The following is a 15,034-nucleotide window of genomic DNA, read 5'->3' as shown; positions in this document are numbered from 1 at the left end:
CTCTCAGTCCGCTGCCCGCGTCGCCTTCTTGTGCTTCTTGATGACCTCGCCGAACATCATGTTGAGCCGGGTACCTTGCGGCCAGCCGATGTAATAGCAAAGGAACAAAGCGATTTCGAGTAGCTGATCACCATCGAGTTCGCCGTTCCCGAGTGCGGCGCCGGCCTGGATCTCGGCGACATCGGTCTGCCCGGTTGCGGCCAGCGCACCCAGCAGCAGCAGTCTCCGGTCTCGCACGGTGAGCCCCTCACGGGTCCACACCTCGGCGAACAGCTGATCGGCGGTGTGCGCGAAGAAGTCGCCCGGGCCGTCCTGCATGTCCCATCCGTACACCTTGGACATCATGTCCAGGCCGCGTTGACGTCGCTCTGACGTGCCCTCAGTAGTCATTGTTTTGCCTTTCCCACACCCAAGCCGTCAGCGAAACGATCCAAAGAGATATGCCCGAGCGGCAGATCGACCCCGAGTTCGGCGCCGAGCTGCAAGGCGAGTGCGAGGTCCTTCTCGCCGAGATCCCGCACGTGCGTGAAGATTCCGTACCAGAAGTCGTCGGGATCGATGGGCGCCGTGGTGTCCCGCAGCATGATCGCACCCGGCCCGCCTGTTATCGCATCGGTGTGCCGGACCACCTTGCCGAGCTTGGCGATGTCGATGCCCGCCGCCTCCGCCAACCGCGCCGCCTCGGTGGTCGCGGTGAAAGCGATGAAGTGAAGCAGATTGCGGGCCAACTTCATCCGGGTACCGGCACCCACCGGTCCGGCGTGCACCATCATGTCCGAGACCGATGAGTACGGCTCTTTCAACTGTAGATAAGCCGACCGCTCACCGCCGACCATGATGGCGAGCTTGCCTTGTTGCGCTCCGGGGGCGCCCCCGGACACCGGTGCATCCACCAGCTCCACGCTGGACTTCGCGCACACCGCGGCGAGATCGATCGCGGTCTGCGGACCTATCGTGGAGTGGATCGCGATGACCGTGCCGGGCGCCGCGGTCTGCAGGATGCCGTCGGGGCCGGAGACCACCGTCTTGACCTGCTCGTCGTTGAGGACGGTGATGCCGATGACCCCTGCGGTCTTGGCGACCTCGGCAGGCGAAGCGGCCAGCGTGGCGCCGGCTTCGACCAGCTTGTCGGCCGCCTCGGGCCGGGTGTCGCAGACAACCAGGCCGCCGGGCCAGGCGAGCAGGCGCTCGGCCATGGGGGCACCCATGTTGCCCAGACCGATGAAGCCGACTGCTTTCTGATCTGTCATGACCGGATGATCTGTCCGCCATCGACATTGAAGATCTGACCGGTGATCCAGCCGGCTTCGTCCGACAGCAGGAACAGGAGCATGCCGACCAGATCATCGGGTGTGCCCATACGAGACAGCGGCAGCTTGCTGACCATGTCCTTGACCATGCTGCCCGGCGTTGTCGACTTGGTCGCCTCGGTGTCGATGGGCCCCGGTGCGATCGCGTTGACGCGGATGCCGGAACCGCCGAGTTCGGTGGCGAGCTGCTGGGTCAGACCGTTCACTCCCACCTTGGCCAAGCCGTAGAAGCCGCTGTACAGCCATGCCGCCGTAGAGGACTGGTTGACGATCGCGCTACCGGGCTTCATGTGGCCGTAGACGGCGCGGGTCACGTTGAGGGCGCCGTCGAGGTTCACGCTCATGAACTTCTTGTAGTAATCCCACGGGACGGTGATGAGGAAGTCGAGCTTCATCCCGCCGTAGATCGCGGCGTTGTTCACGAGATAGTCGATCTGCCCGTAGGCATCGAGGGTGGCGGTGGCCAGGGCCTGCGCCGACTCGGGATCGGAGACGTCGGTGTTGACGTAGAGCCCACCGAGGTCGGTGGCGACCTGTTTGCCGGCCTCGTCGTTGAGGTCGGCGACCACAACGTTGGCGCCCTCGGCGGCCAGACGGCGTGCATAGATCTCGCCGATACCACCGGCGGCGCCGGTGACGATGGCGGTTTTGCCTTCAAATCGGTTGTTGCTCATACATGCTCCTTATGCTGGTGCCGCGATGGCTTTGAGTTCCAGGTATTCTTCGAATCCGGCAACGCCCATCTCGCGTCCGATGCCGGATTGCTTGTAGCCGCCGAACGGCACGTCGGCGCCGTACCAGATACCACCGTTGATGCTCATCGTCCCGGTGCGAACACCGTCGACAACGTGCTGGATGCGCTCCGGGTCCGTGCCCCACACAGCGCCGGACAGGCCGTAGGGGGAATCGTTGGCGATGTTGATCGCGTCGTCGTCGCCGTCGTGGGGGATGATCACGAGCACGGGACCGAAGATCTCTTCTTGCGCAACACGTGCGGAGTTCTCGACCCCCGAGATCAGGGTGGGCTCGATGTAGTAGCCCTTCTCCTTGTTCGCGGGCCTGCCGCCACCGATCTCGATGGTGCCGCCCTCCTCGCGCGCCAGCTTCAAGTAGCCCTCGACGCGGTCTCGCTGCGTCGCGGAGATGACCGGACCGCAGATGGTTCCGGCATCGGTGGGATCTCCGGCAGGTAGTCCCGCCATCGAATCACGGGTCAGCGCAATGGCTTCGTCGTACTTGTCGCGGGGAACCAGCAGTCGCGTGGTCAACGCGCAACCCTGGCCCGCATGGGTGACCACGGAGAAGCCGGCCATGGAGCAGGCCGATGCGAGGTCTGCGTCATCGAGCACGATGAACGCCGACTTGCCGCCGAGTTCGAGGAAGACGCGCTTGAGGCTGTCGGCAGCTGCCGCCATCACCTTCTTGCCGGTTGCGGTGGAGCCGGTAAACGAGACGATGTCGACGCGGGGATCGCTCGAAAGTACCGCTCCCACAGAGTGATCGCTCGAGGTGACAATGTTGATCACACCGGCCGGGATGTCGGTTTCCTCCGCGATGACCTTGCCGACCAGTGCCGCGCACCAAGGGGTGTCGGGGGCGGGCTTGAGGACCACCGTGCAACCGGCGGCGAGCGCGGGGCCGATCTTCGCGAAGTTGATCTGATGCGGGAAGTTCCACGGCGTGATGGCGCCGACCACACCGGCGGCCTCACGCTGCACGCGCCGCTGGGTCTTGATGCCCATCGGTTTGGCCCGACCGAGGTCACTTTCCCATTCGTAGCTCTCGGCGAGGTCGGCCAGCCAGCCGAGATCGTTGATCGGGCCCTCGAGTTGGGGGCCTGAGGTCAGAAAGTGGGGGGCGCCCACCTCGGCGATGGTGATCTCGCGGAGCTCTTCGATGTGGCCCTGCAAGGCGTCGCGGAGTTGGCGCAGGCACTTCGCCCGGAAGGCGTGGTCGTGGCGCCAGGTGGTGGTGTCGAAAGCCGTGCGCGCGGCGGCGATGGCGGCCTCCATGTCGGCGACGGTGCCGTCGGCGGCCTGCCCGATCACCTCCTCGGTGGCCGGGTTGATGATGTCGAAAGTGCCACCGGAACCGGGTACGAGCTTCCCGTCGATGAGCAGCTCAGAGCTGGTTTCTGGCTTCAGCGCCATTGCTGGTCGCCTCCTTCTGGACACGTGTCTGGACTCGAGTATGAACCTAGTGTAATGTCAGCGTCCATGTCCAGTCCGGTTTCTTTCGAATCCACTCGCCGGCGGCTGACGACCGCTCAGGCGGAGACCGTCAACCGGTTGACCGCCGCGGCGGTGGAGGTGTTGCGGGAAGTCGGATACGACGCCTTGACCGTGCGATCGGTGGCCAAGCGCGCAGGCGTCGCACCTGCCACGGCCTACACGTACTTCAGTTCCAAGGGGCATGTGGTGGCCGAGCTCTTCTGGCGCCGGCTGGCCGAGGGGATCGCCGACCCCGACCCCTCGTTGCCCAGAACCGAACGGGTTGTCACCCAATTGCGTTCGGTGGCATTGGCTGTCGAGGACGACACCCATCTGGCCCGTGCGGTGACCGCATCGCTTCTGGGCTCGGACCCAGATGTCGAGCACCTCCGGTTGCGGATCGGCGTGCTGATCCGGCAACGACTGGCCACCGCCCTCGGCGGTGACCCCGAGGCCCCTGAGAACGAGGCGCTGCTCGAGGCGCTCGAAATGCTGTACTCCGGCGCGCTCGTGCGTGCCGGCATGGGATACGAAACCTATTCCGCCATCGCCGACCGGCTCGACGCGGCGGCACGACTACTGCTGGAGAACCGATGACCGCAGGTATGCAGACCCGGGTCCCGTTCGACCCCTACGACTACAACTTCCACGAAGACCCCTATCCCACGTATGCCCGCCTGCGCGCCGAGGCGCCGGTCTACCACAACGCGGACATGGACTTCTGGGCATTCGCCAAGCACGAGGACGTACGCAACGGGTTCCGCGACGCAGTCCGGTTGTCCAACAGCTGGGGTGTGTCGATGGACCCGGCCGCCTACGGCCCCGATGCGCACAAGTCGATGTCGTTCCTTGCTCTGGACGACCCGAAGCACATGCGTATCCGCAAACTGGTCTCCAAGGGCTTCACACCCAAGCGGGTCGCGGAGCTGGGTGACCGGATCGCCGAACTGACCCAACAACACTGGAGTCGCTGCCTGGAGATGGGGGAGTTCGACTACGTCACCGAGTTCGCCGGTCTGCTGCCGATGGATGTGGTGTCGGAGTTGCTCGACGTGCCGGTGGCCGACCGCGCCCATCTGCGTACCCAGTCAGACTTACTGATCCACCGCGAAGAGGGTGTGTTCGACGTTCCCGAGGCCGCGGTGCTCGCCTACTTCGAGCTGACCCGTTACTACACCGAGCTGCTCGTCGAGCGCCGCAAGAAGCCGGGTACCGACCTGGTGTCCGCACTCCTCGACGCCGAGGTCCTCGACGACGAAACCGGTGAGAAGACCAGGCTCACCGAGGACGAGATCATCGGGTTCATGATCCTGATGATCGTCGCAGGCAACGAGACCACCACGAAACTGCTTGCGAACGCGGTGTATTGGGGATGGCGGTTCGCCGATCAGCTCGCGATACCGATGGCCGACCCCGAGGCCGTGCCCCAGTGGACCGAAGAGACCCTGCGGTACGACAACTCCACCCAGATCGTCGTCCGCCGGGTCATGGAAGACGTCGAGTACGGCGGCTACACCATCCCCGCCGGTCAGCGTGTGCTCTTGCTCCTGGGCTCGGCGAACCGCGACGAGGATGTGTTCGAGAACCCCGACAACTACGACATCACCAGGGACAGCTCGCAGGCCCTGACCAGCTTCGGCCTCGGCACCCACTTCTGCCTCGGCGCACACCTTGCGCGGCTGGAAGCCAATGTCGCACTGGGGCAGATCGTCAAGTCGATCGACCAGATCGACATCGACATCGAGAACGCCGCCCGGGTGCACTCGGTCAACGTCCGCGGGTTCGCAGCCCTGCCGATGAAAGTGAAGGTGCGCTGATGCCACGGTTCCCCGGACACCCAGAACGCAGGCCGGTGGTCGTCGCCGGTGCCTCGTCCGGCATCGGTGCGGCGACGGCCGTCATGCTCGGTGCGGCCGGCTACCCGGTGGCACTGGGCGCCCGGCGGGTGCAGAAGTCACAGGAGTTCGCCGACCAGATCAACGAAGCCGGTGGCGAGGCGATCGCCCTGCCGCTCGACATCACCGACGCCGACTCGATCGATGAGTTCGTCACCAAGGCCGAAGCCCAGCTCGGTCCCATCGAGGTGGCAGTGTCCGGTGCCGGTGACCTGGAACCGGGACGCTCGTTCGAAGTGTCCACCGACGACTTCGCCGCGCAGGTGAACATCCACCTGTTCGGTGCACAGCGTCTGTACCGCAGGCTGATTCCCGAGATGATGGGTCGCCAGCGTGGTGATTTTGTGTTCATCAGTTCCGATGTGGTGGTGTCGCCGCGTCCGCAGATGGGCGCCTACGTCGCCGCGAAGTGCGGTGTCGAAGGACTCGCCGAGGTCGCCAGGATGGAGCTCGAGGGCACCGGTGTGCGCGCCAGCCTCGTCCGTCCCGGCCAGGTGATGACCGGCATGGGGATGAACTTCTCGCCAGAGGTCGCCGAATCGGTGCTCAACGACTGGATTCCGTGGGGCCTGGCCCGGCACGGAAACTTCCTCAAGCCCGTCCATCTGGCCACCGCGGTCACAACCATCGTTTCCATGCCTCGGGGTGCACACATGCGCCTGGTCGAGGTCGAGGCCGAAGCCCCGGTCGCTCGTACTGAAGGAGACAGCAAATGACACTGACCAAGCCCAAGCGCGTATCCGGTGGCGACGGCGAGCACGGCCATCTCGACGAGTTGTCCACCGATCCCATCGGCCTGTTCAAGAGGGTCCGTGAAGAATGCGGCGACGTCGGGATCTTCCAGCTCGCCGACCGCGAGGTCGCGCTGGTCTCGGGCGCCGCGGCCAACGAGGCCTTTTTCCGTGCATCGGAAGAGGACCTGGACCAGGCGGCGGCCTACCCCTTCATGACGCCCATCTTCGGTGAGGGTGTGGTGTTCGATGCCAGTCCCGAGCGGCGTTCGGAGATGCTCCACAACCAGGCGCTCAAGGGCGCCCACATGAAGAACCACGCCGTGACCATCCCGCTCGAGGTCGAGCGCATGATCGCCGACTGGGGTGATTCGGGCGAGATCGATCTGCTCGAGTTCTTCGCCGAGTTGACCATCTACACGTCGTCGACGTGCCTGGTGGGCAAGAAGTTCCGCGAACAGCTCGACGGCAGATTCGCGCATCTCTACCACGATCTGGAAAAGGGCACCGACCCGATCGCGTACGTGGACGCCCATGCCGACATCGAGAGTTTCCGCAAGCGTGACGCCGCCCGCGAGGGACTGGTCGCCCTGGTCCAGGAGATCATGGACACCCGCATCGCCGAGCCGGACGAGAGCGACGACAAGGATCTGCTCGACGTGCTGGTCTCGATCCGCGACGAGGAGGGCAACCTCCGTTTCACCGCGGACACCATCACCGGGATCTTCATCTCGATGATGTTCGCCGGACACCACACCACATCCGGCACCGCCGCCTGGACGCTGATCGAACTGCTGCGCCACCCCGACTATATGAAGCAGGTCACCGACGAGCTCGACGAGATCTACTCCGGTGGTGCCGAATACAGCTTCGGTGCGATGCGTCAGATCCCCAAGCTGGAGTCGGCGCTCAAAGAAGCCCTGCGGTTGCACCCTCCGCTGATCGTGCTGATGCGCGTGGTCCAGAACGAGTTCATCGTCGAGGACTTCGAGATCACCGCCGGCCAGACCATCGCCGCGTCGCCCGCCATCTCCAACCGGTTGCCGGAAGACTTCCCGAACCCGGACAGCTTCGACCCGGATCGCTACCTTGAGCCGCGTCAGGAAGATCTCGCCAACCGGTGGACGTGGATTCCCTTCGGCGCGGGCAGGCACCGTTGCGTCGGCGCGCAGTTCGCCATCATGCAGCTCAAGGCGATCTTCTCCGTGCTGCTGCAGAACTATGAGTTCGAGATGAGCCAGCCGTCCGAGTCGTACAAGAACGACCACTCGAAAATGGTTGTGCAGCTGGCCCAGCCGTGCAAGGTGAAGTACCGCAAGCGCGCTCGCTGAAGACAGGAGCAGCCGATGAGAATCGAAGTCGACCTGGATCTGTGCCAGGGACACGCAATGTGCGAGATGGAAGCGCCGGATATCTTCGAAGCCGAGCGCGAATCGGTGAATCTCCTTGACCCGCAACCGGATGATAGTCATTTGGAGGACGTCAAGCGCGCGGTGCGTTACTGTCCCACTCAGGCCCTCAAGATCATTGAAGAATGAAAGTTGGTTATTTCCATGGCATTTGATCGCGCTGAGCTCGACGAGATGGTCGAGCGCTGGCTGCAGGGGAACGTCGATTGCGAGAAAGCCGGCGACTGGCGTCCCCTTGCGGAGTTCTACACCGAAGACGCCACATACGGCTGGAATTACGGCGCCAAGCACGACTTCATGGCGGTCGGTCGAGATGAGATCCGTGACTACGCGATCGGCTACGAGATGGACGGTCTCGACGGGTGGACCTACCCCTACCAGACGTGGGTGATCGATGAGAAGACCGGCGACATGCTCGGACTGTGGAAGCAGATCTTCGAGGCCACCCGCCCGGACGGTTCGCACTATGGGCTGGAAGGGATTCAGGGCAGCTGGTTCAAGTACGCCGGCGATTTCAAGTGGGGCTGGCAGCGGGACTTCTTCGACTACGGCAACGTCACCGCGCTGTTCATGGAGATGATGACCGACGGCGTGATGAGCAAGGGAATGCAGGGCCGCATCGACCGGGTCATCAACGCCAAGGAGTTGCTGCCAGGGTGGTACCCCCTCGGCAAGACTCCAGTTCCGATGTGGTGACCTGCAGATGTCATACGCGGACCTGAGTCGCGCCCAGCTGGCCAAGCTGGTGCCAGAACTACTGCTGTCCGGCCAATTGATCGACCGGTCCGGAATGGCGCACTGCATAGCGGCTTTCGGCCGCGAGACCATGGCGCAGATCGCGATCGAGGAGTGGATGGCCGCGAGTCCGGTCTACACCGGGCGGATGCGAACCGCTCTGCAGATCGACGGTGACGGCGTGGCGGACATGTTCAAATGCCTGCAGCTCGACATCGGCGCACCACCGCAGTTCATGGACTTCCGGTACACGATCTTCGACAAGTATCACGGCGAGTTCGTCCTCAACCACTGCGGCGCGTTGATGGACGTGGAGCCGATGGGCGACGACTACGTGACGTCGATGTGCCACGACATCGAAGACCCCACCTTCGACGCCACCGCGATCGCCACCAACCGGCGGGCACGGATTCGCCCGATCCACCGGCCACCTCGCCGTCCGGCGGATCAGCACCCGCACTGCGCGTGGACGGTCACCATCGAGCCGGACCGCGAAGAGCTGCCGCTGCCTCCCGAATCCATCGAGATGTCGAAAACCCGGGCTGCGACGCTCGAACTGTCGCCGATCGACCCGGAGAGCGAGGGTCACGGCGACTACATCGGGCCGGTCTGGGAAGACCTGCGTTTCGAGGACTGGTCCCACTCGGCCCTGGTGCGTATCGCCGAAGAGGTTGCACTGCAACACCATCTGCTGGCTTTGGGCTTTCTGATGTCGGTGCGGGGCAAGACCGACGACGACAAGGCAGCCGAGATCTTCCGCAAACAGTTGACGGGAATATCCGGTCTGACGGCCGATCGGTTGCGTAAGTGCCTTGGCCTCGGACAGGGTGCCGAGGATCTGGCCGCAGTATTGCGGATACATCCGATCCTCGGCCCTGATCAGTACGCGGGCACCGAGGTGTCGGTGCACGGCACGGGGGAGTCCGCCATCGTCCGGCTGCGTATCCCTGCCGATTCCAGTGCGGTCGCCGACGGCGGCTGGCTGGCACACATCGATCAAGACCATCTCGAACCGGTCCTGGCGATGGCCACCGGCGTCGATCTCACCTGGTCGGCGGTGACGGGTTACCGCGACGGTGGCGACGTGGTGGTCGAGATCGCACATGCCGAGGCCATCAAGGAACTCGGTGAGGTCGCGATCGCGCGATTCAGCGGCGGATCGACCTTCGAGTTCGCCGATCGAGGTATCCCGCTGTCGATCACGCCGGTCAACACGGGCGCCTGACCTCCGTGGCCGAACAGCATCTCTCCGGCAAGTGCGTGGTGATCGCCGGTTCGAGCCGGGGAATCGGTCGCGCCGTGGCCGAACGCCTTGTGGCCGAGGGTGCATCGGTGGTGATCAACGGACGCGACGGTGACGTGGCGTCCCGCGTCGCCGCCGATGTGAGGGACCGCGGCGGCGTCGCTGTGGCGGTTGCCGGTTCGGCGGCCGACGACGGCGTCGCCGAAGCACTGATCGCGGCATCGACCGACGGGTTCGGCCGTTTGGATGCGGTGATCAACTGTGCCGGGATCGCCGAACCCGAACAGTCGTCGATCCTCACCATGTCGACTGCCGACTTCCGCGCGCAGCTCGACGCCCACCTGCTGAGCACTTTCGAGTTGGCTCGGGTGGCGGCGCCGGTCCTGTCCCGGCAGGGTCACGGGTCGATCGTGGCCACGGGCTCGGCGGCCGCGGCCGGAAACTTCGGTGGCACCGGATACCCGGCGGCCAAGGGCGGCGTCAGCGGTCTGGCGCTGGCGCTGGCCGCGGACCTGAAGCCGCATGGCGTCCGGGTCAACGTCATCTGTCCCGGTGGGAAAACGCGACTGTCGACCGGTGCCGGCTACGAAGCGCACATCAGGGATCTGTTCGAGCGCGGGTTGCTCGACGAGTTCACCCGTGACGCCGCGCTCGATCCGGCGCCGCCGGAGTACGTGGCCCCCCTGTACTCGTACCTGGTCAGCGATTTCGCATCCAAGGTGACCGGTCAGATATTCAGTGCAGCAGGAGGATTCATCGGCCGATACCCGGCGTTCGAGCCTGCTTTCGTGGCGTATCGCGGACATCAGGACGAACCGCCCTACACATTGCCGGAGTTACATCGACTCGTTCCCGACTGATCCGCGTGGGCAACGGTCGTGATAGGCAGTGGACATGACCGATTCGTCTGGGCCGCTGACCTCGCTCGCCATCGAGTACTCGAAGACCGACGCGGGGGTTCGGTCTTTTCGTCAGTACGTGGGGACCGGATTGCTGGATCACCGCGGTGATGCCGGACTGACCTCGGTCGCCACACTCGCCGAGATCGTGGGCGGCTCCGAGTTCTATCATTCGCAGCCCGCGGGATCGGCGACAGTACAGGCCAGGCTCGCGCTTTCGATGCCCGTACCCGTGGCCGTCGGCACCTCCGTGCAGGGGTTCGGTCGCGTGGTCGGGATGACGGGCGGACATGGGGTGACGTCGGCGGAACTGGTCGACGACGGTGGCCACGTGGTCTGTTTGGCGATGGGGCGAGGAATTGTCGTCAGCAGACCGACCGGCGAGGTGCCCGAGGGAGAGGCCGGCCACGTCGCGGGGTCTGCCCGCCGTGTTCATCAGGCGCCTGCGCCCCCACCTCTCGACAACGCGCTCACCGGTGTCGACATACTTCGCGGTCTGGCAGAGGGCAGCATCGGGCACGGACCCGTGCAGCGGATGTTCGGCATCCGGGTGGCCGCGGTGGGCGACAAGAACATCACCGTCGCCGTCACGCCAACACCCGGGATGGCCAATCGGATGGGCACCATGCACGGCGGCGTGGTGGTGGCCGCGATGACGGAGGCGTGCTCACTCGGGGCCGAGTTGCCCGCGGCCGCGAGAGTTCGTTACCGGATCGTCGACATCACGCTCAGCTACTTCCGGTCGCCTGCGATAGACGCGGGTGAGCTAATCATCTCGGTCCAGCTGATCAAGGCAGGCCGCCGGATCGTCTCTCTGCTGGCCACCATGGTGGGCGCCGACGGAACTGTCCTCGCTGAAGCCACGGCCGATGCCGCAGCGGTACCACCGGACTAAAACAAGCAGCAGTGCTTGCTTTAGCTCCCGGGTCGTGTGATGCTGGCCCGGTGAGCATCGTGGCCGAGTTGGTGGCAGACCTGTCCGCCGAGATCGACGTCGTCGACAGCATGGTTGCAGACCTACCCGAATCCGGTTGGTTGGCAAGCACTCCCGCTGTCGGGTGGAGGGTCATCGACCAGGTGGCACACCTGTCGTGGACCGACGAGCAGGCGCGCGTCGCGGCCACCGACGCCGCAGCGTTCGACGACATCCTCAAGACGGCATGGGAGAAACCCGCCACGTTCGTCGATGACGGGGCTCGTGAAGAGGCGGCGAAGCCGCCCGCACAACTCCTTGCCGAGTGGCGTACACGCCGACGTGCTCTGATGGACGCGCTCTTGTCCCACCCTCCCGGCGAGAAGCTGCCGTGGTTCGGGCCGCCCATGTCGGCGGCATCGATGGCCACGGCCCGGCTCATGGAGGTGTGGGCTCACGGCCTCGACATCGCCGATGCGCTGGGAATCTCCAACGAACCGACCGCTCGACTGAAGTCGATCGCACATCTGGGGGTCAGAACCCGTGATTTTGCGTACCAGGTGAACCAGATCATTCCTCCCGCCGAGGAATTCCGGTATGAGCTCGCGGCGCCCGACGGTTCGGTGTGGACGTGGGGACCAGAGGGCGCTGCGCAGAAGGTGTCCGGTTCGGCACTCGACTTCTGCCTCTTGGTGACCCAACGCCGCAACCCGGCGGATGTCGACATCCACACCGAGGGTGACGATGCGGCCCGGTGGGTGACCATCGCGCAGTGCTTCGCGGGTCCTCCTGGAGGCGGCCGATGAGCGCGGTACGCATCGGCAACGCGTCGGGTTTCTACGGCGACCGCTTCGCCGCGATGCAGGAGATGCTGACCGGCGGTGATCTCGACTACCTGACCGGCGACTACCTTGCCGAGCTGACCATGCTCATCCTCGGACGTGACCGACTCAAGGACTCCACGCTTGGATACGCGAAAACCTTTCTGCGACAGGTGGAGACAAATCTCGGCACGGCGATGGATCGCGGTGTCAAGATCGTCAGCAACGCGGGCGGTGTGAACCCCGCAGGCCTGGCCGAGGCGTTGACCCGGCTGGCCGACGAACTCGGTCTCTCACCCTCCATCGCCTACGTCGACGGCGACGACCTCACCGCGAGTGCCGCCGATCTCGGGCTGGGAACGCCACTGACGGCAAACGCGTACCTCGGTGGCTTCGGCATCGCCGCCGCCCTGCAAGCCGGCGCCGACATCGTGGTGACCGGTCGTGTCACCGACGCGTCACTGGCCGTCGGTCCCGCCATCGCCCACTTCGGCTGGGAGCCCGACCATCTCGATCAGATCGCCGGAGCCATGGTCGCCGGCCACATCATCGAATGCGGCACCCAGGCAACCGGCGGAAACTATGCGTTCTTCACCGAGATCGCAGACCTGCGTCACCCGGGATTCCCGATCGCCGAGATCGAGGCCGACGGGTCGTCGGTGATCACCAAACATGCCGGAACGAGCGGAGCGGTCACGGTTGGTACCGTCACCGCTCAGCTGCTGTACGAGGTGGGCGGACCGCGCTACCTCGGGCCCGATGCGACCACCCGTCTCGACACGATCGAGCTCGAGGATCTCGGCGACGACCGCGTGCGGGTGACCGGTGTGCGAGGCGAGGCTCCACCGGACACCCTGAAGGTGTCGCTGAACCACCTGGCCGGATTCCGTAACGAGATCACCATGATCCTCACGGGTTTGGACATCGAGGCAAAGGCCGAACTGGTGCGGACGCAGTTCGAGTCCGAGCTACGCCACGCACCGGCCGACCTCACCTGGACCCTCACCCGCCTCGATCAAACCGACGCACCGACGCAACAACAGGCGAGTGCGGTGCTCCAGTGCGTCGCCAAAGACACTGACCCGAAGGTCGTCGGGCGCCAGTTCTCCTCGGCTGCGGTGGAATTGGCGCTGGCCAGTTACCCGGGCTTCACGATGACCGCCCCGCCGGGGACAGGCTCTCCCTTTGCGGTGTTCGAGCCCGGATATGTACCGGCACACAGCGTTCCTCACCGTGTGCATCTCGCGGACGGATCGACGCTCGACATCGATGCCAGCCCGGTGGCGACGTCGGCTCCGGTTGCCGACACCTTCTCGCCGGACGATGCGGACGAGCCGGCCGATCCCGCCCGGTGGGGCCTCACCCGGCGGGCGCCGCTCGGCGACATCGCCGGCGCACGCAGTGGGGACAAGGGCGGGAGCGCGAATGTCGGTGTGTGGGTGCGCAACCCGGACCACTTCGAGTGGCTGGTGGCAACGCTTACGACCGATCGGTTCACAGCCCTGATCCCCGAAGCCGCCGAACTGACGGTCCATCGCCACGTCTTCCCCAACCTGCTGGCGATCAACTTCGTGATCGAGGGCATTCTCGGTCGCGGTGTCGCTGACAACGTCCGGTTCGACCCTCAGGCCAAAGGCCTGGGGGAATGGCTGAGATCACGACACATCGACATCCCCATCGAATTCGGAGAACTGACGTGAGAACACTCGAGACCCCGGCGTGGAGAACTGACGAGCGGGCGCAATTGCGCAGTACCGTCAGGGCTTTCGCGCAGCGACACATCTTGCCGCACCAGGACGAGTGGGAGCGCCTCGGCGAGCTGCCGCTGGACCTGCACAAGCAGGCCGCGGAGGTGGGACTCCTCGGGTTGGGCTTTCCCGAAGAAGTCGGCGGCTCGGGTGGAGACCTGATCGACGCCACCATCCTGGGCGAGGAACTGCACTACGCAGGGGTGTCCGGAGGGGTGTTCTCGTCGCTGCTCACCTGCGGGATCGCGCTGCCGCACCTGATCGCGGCACGAGATGCCGAGCAGATCGACAAGTGGGTCCGGCCCACGCTGGCCGGAGAGAAGATCGGCAGTCTCGCCATCACCGAACCCGGAGGTGGCAGCGATGTCGGCCACCTGACCACCGCTGCGGTTCGCGACGGCGATCACTACATCGTCAACGGCGCCAAGACCTACATCACCTCAGGTGTCCGTGCGGATTTCGTCGTCACCGCGGTACGCACCGGCGGGCCGGGTGCAGGTGGCGTCTCCCTGCTGGTGGTCGAGCGCGGCACCCCCGGCTTCACGGTCACCCGCAAGCTCGACAAGATGGGTTGGCGCGCATCGGATACCGCGGAGCTGTCGTACGTGGACGTCCGCGTACCCGTCACCAACCTCGTCGGTGCGGAGAACTCCGGGTTCGTGCAGATCGCGCAAGCCTTTGTCACCGAACGGGTCGGCCTGGCCGTGCAGGCCTATGCCAGCGCCCAACGGTGTCTCGACCTCACCCTGGAGTGGATCCGTGAGCGGCACACCTTCGGCAAGCCGCTGATCGCCCGGCAGTCGGTGCAGGCAACGGTCACCGAGATGGCCCGCAAGATCGACGTGGTCCGCACCTACACCCACGCCATAGTGGACGCTGCAGCAGCCGGCGAGACCGATCTGATCGCCGAGGTCTGTTTCGCGAAGAACAGCGCGGTCGAGGCCGGGGAGTGGGTGGCCGACAAGGCGGTTCAGCTGTTCGGTGGCGCGGGTTACATGACCGGCACCGAGGTCGAACGCCAGTATCGCGACATGCGGATCATCGGTATCGGCGGCGGAACAACCGAAATCCTCACCGGCCTGGCCGGAAAACGATTGGGGTACCACCCGTGAGCGCGCCC

General features: G+C 65.1%; 16 protein-coding genes. 12 read left to right on the top strand and 4 right to left on the bottom strand.

The features are described 5' to 3' along the window. Positions 1 to 3 precede the first annotated feature (3 nt). From KXR83_RS13400 to KXR83_RS13385, 4 genes are read right to left on the bottom strand one after another with little or no spacing between them, the layout of a single operon-like run. Entirely contained in the window at positions 4 to 390 is a 387-nt protein-coding gene (locus KXR83_RS13400) for a carboxymuconolactone decarboxylase family protein (RefSeq protein WP_030165011.1), read from the bottom strand. Continuing rightward, positions 387 to 1,250 carry an NAD(P)-dependent oxidoreductase gene (locus KXR83_RS13395; protein WP_437425229.1) on the bottom strand — a complete coding sequence of 288 codons (864 nt, stop codon included), beginning with the start codon at positions 1,248 to 1,250 and terminating at the stop codon, positions 387 to 389. Before KXR83_RS13395 ends, KXR83_RS13400 begins: the two co-directional genes overlap by 4 nt. After that, positions 1,247 to 1,984: an SDR family oxidoreductase gene (locus KXR83_RS13390; protein ID WP_030165005.1), complete on the bottom strand. Its 738-nt coding sequence runs from the start codon at positions 1,982 to 1,984 to the stop codon at positions 1,247 to 1,249. Before KXR83_RS13390 ends, KXR83_RS13395 begins: the two co-directional genes overlap by 4 nt. A gap of 9 nt (positions 1,985 to 1,993) precedes the next feature. Beyond that, entirely contained in the window at positions 1,994 to 3,460 is a 1,467-nt protein-coding gene (locus KXR83_RS13385; RefSeq protein ID WP_437425228.1) for an aldehyde dehydrogenase, read from the bottom strand. A gap of 66 nt (positions 3,461 to 3,526) precedes the next feature. Between KXR83_RS13385 and KXR83_RS13380 the strand changes: the two genes are divergently transcribed. The 12 genes from KXR83_RS13380 to KXR83_RS13325 are packed head-to-tail and all read left to right on the top strand — an operon-like array spanning position 3,527 to position 15,026. Then, positions 3,527 to 4,117, top strand: coding sequence for a TetR/AcrR family transcriptional regulator (locus KXR83_RS13380; protein WP_030165000.1), 591 nt, complete (start codon positions 3,527 to 3,529; stop codon positions 4,115 to 4,117). Further along, the gene (locus KXR83_RS13375; RefSeq protein ID WP_437425227.1) at positions 4,114 to 5,337 is read left to right on the top strand and encodes a cytochrome P450; all 1,224 of its coding nucleotides are present in this window, start codon (positions 4,114 to 4,116) and stop codon (positions 5,335 to 5,337) included. Before KXR83_RS13380 ends, KXR83_RS13375 begins: the two co-directional genes overlap by 4 nt. Then, positions 5,337 to 6,131: an SDR family oxidoreductase gene (locus KXR83_RS13370; RefSeq protein WP_437425226.1), complete on the top strand. Its 795-nt coding sequence runs from the start codon at positions 5,337 to 5,339 to the stop codon at positions 6,129 to 6,131. Before KXR83_RS13375 ends, KXR83_RS13370 begins: the two co-directional genes overlap by 1 nt. Then, entirely contained in the window at positions 6,128 to 7,477 is a 1,350-nt protein-coding gene (locus KXR83_RS13365) for a cytochrome P450 (protein WP_099383892.1), read from the top strand. The genes KXR83_RS13370 and KXR83_RS13365 overlap by 4 nt, the downstream gene beginning before the upstream one ends. A 15-nt stretch (positions 7,478 to 7,492) precedes the next feature. After that, entirely contained in the window at positions 7,493 to 7,684 is a 192-nt protein-coding gene (locus tag KXR83_RS13360) for a ferredoxin (RefSeq protein WP_437425225.1), read from the top strand. Positions 7,685 to 7,699: 15 nt separating this feature from the next. Beyond that, positions 7,700 to 8,251 carry a hypothetical protein gene (locus KXR83_RS13355; protein ID WP_062798971.1) on the top strand — a complete coding sequence of 184 codons (552 nt, stop codon included), beginning with the start codon at positions 7,700 to 7,702 and terminating at the stop codon, positions 8,249 to 8,251. A 7-nt stretch (positions 8,252 to 8,258) separates the two neighbouring features. Next, positions 8,259 to 9,515, top strand: a complete 1,257-nt coding sequence (locus KXR83_RS13350) for a hypothetical protein (protein ID WP_437425224.1) — start codon at positions 8,259 to 8,261, stop codon at positions 9,513 to 9,515. Between the two features lie 5 nt (positions 9,516 to 9,520). Beyond that, the gene (locus tag KXR83_RS13345; protein ID WP_437425223.1) at positions 9,521 to 10,393 is read left to right on the top strand and encodes an SDR family NAD(P)-dependent oxidoreductase; all 873 of its coding nucleotides are present in this window, start codon (positions 9,521 to 9,523) and stop codon (positions 10,391 to 10,393) included. 34 nt (positions 10,394 to 10,427) lie between these two features. Beyond that, positions 10,428 to 11,327 carry an acyl-CoA thioesterase domain-containing protein gene (locus tag KXR83_RS13340; RefSeq protein WP_437425222.1) on the top strand — a complete coding sequence of 300 codons (900 nt, stop codon included), beginning with the start codon at positions 10,428 to 10,430 and terminating at the stop codon, positions 11,325 to 11,327. Positions 11,328 to 11,386: 59 nt separating this feature from the next. Then, complete coding sequence (locus KXR83_RS13335; protein ID WP_437425377.1) at positions 11,387 to 12,151, top strand: TIGR03084 family metal-binding protein; 765 nt, start codon at positions 11,387 to 11,389, stop codon at positions 12,149 to 12,151. Continuing rightward, positions 12,148 to 13,866: an acyclic terpene utilization AtuA family protein gene (locus tag KXR83_RS13330; RefSeq protein ID WP_437425221.1), complete on the top strand. Its 1,719-nt coding sequence runs from the start codon at positions 12,148 to 12,150 to the stop codon at positions 13,864 to 13,866. Before KXR83_RS13335 ends, KXR83_RS13330 begins: the two co-directional genes overlap by 4 nt. After that, positions 13,863 to 15,026 carry an acyl-CoA dehydrogenase family protein gene (locus tag KXR83_RS13325; RefSeq protein ID WP_437425220.1) on the top strand — a complete coding sequence of 388 codons (1,164 nt, stop codon included), beginning with the start codon at positions 13,863 to 13,865 and terminating at the stop codon, positions 15,024 to 15,026. The genes KXR83_RS13330 and KXR83_RS13325 overlap by 4 nt, the downstream gene beginning before the upstream one ends. Positions 15,027 to 15,034: the final 8 nt, after the last annotated feature.

It is taken from the genome of Williamsia muralis (assembly GCF_051487485.1).
Lineage (GTDB): Bacteria > Actinomycetota > Actinomycetes > Mycobacteriales > Mycobacteriaceae > Williamsia > Williamsia muralis_B.
This window is presented reverse-complemented; position numbering and strand designations above follow the sequence as displayed.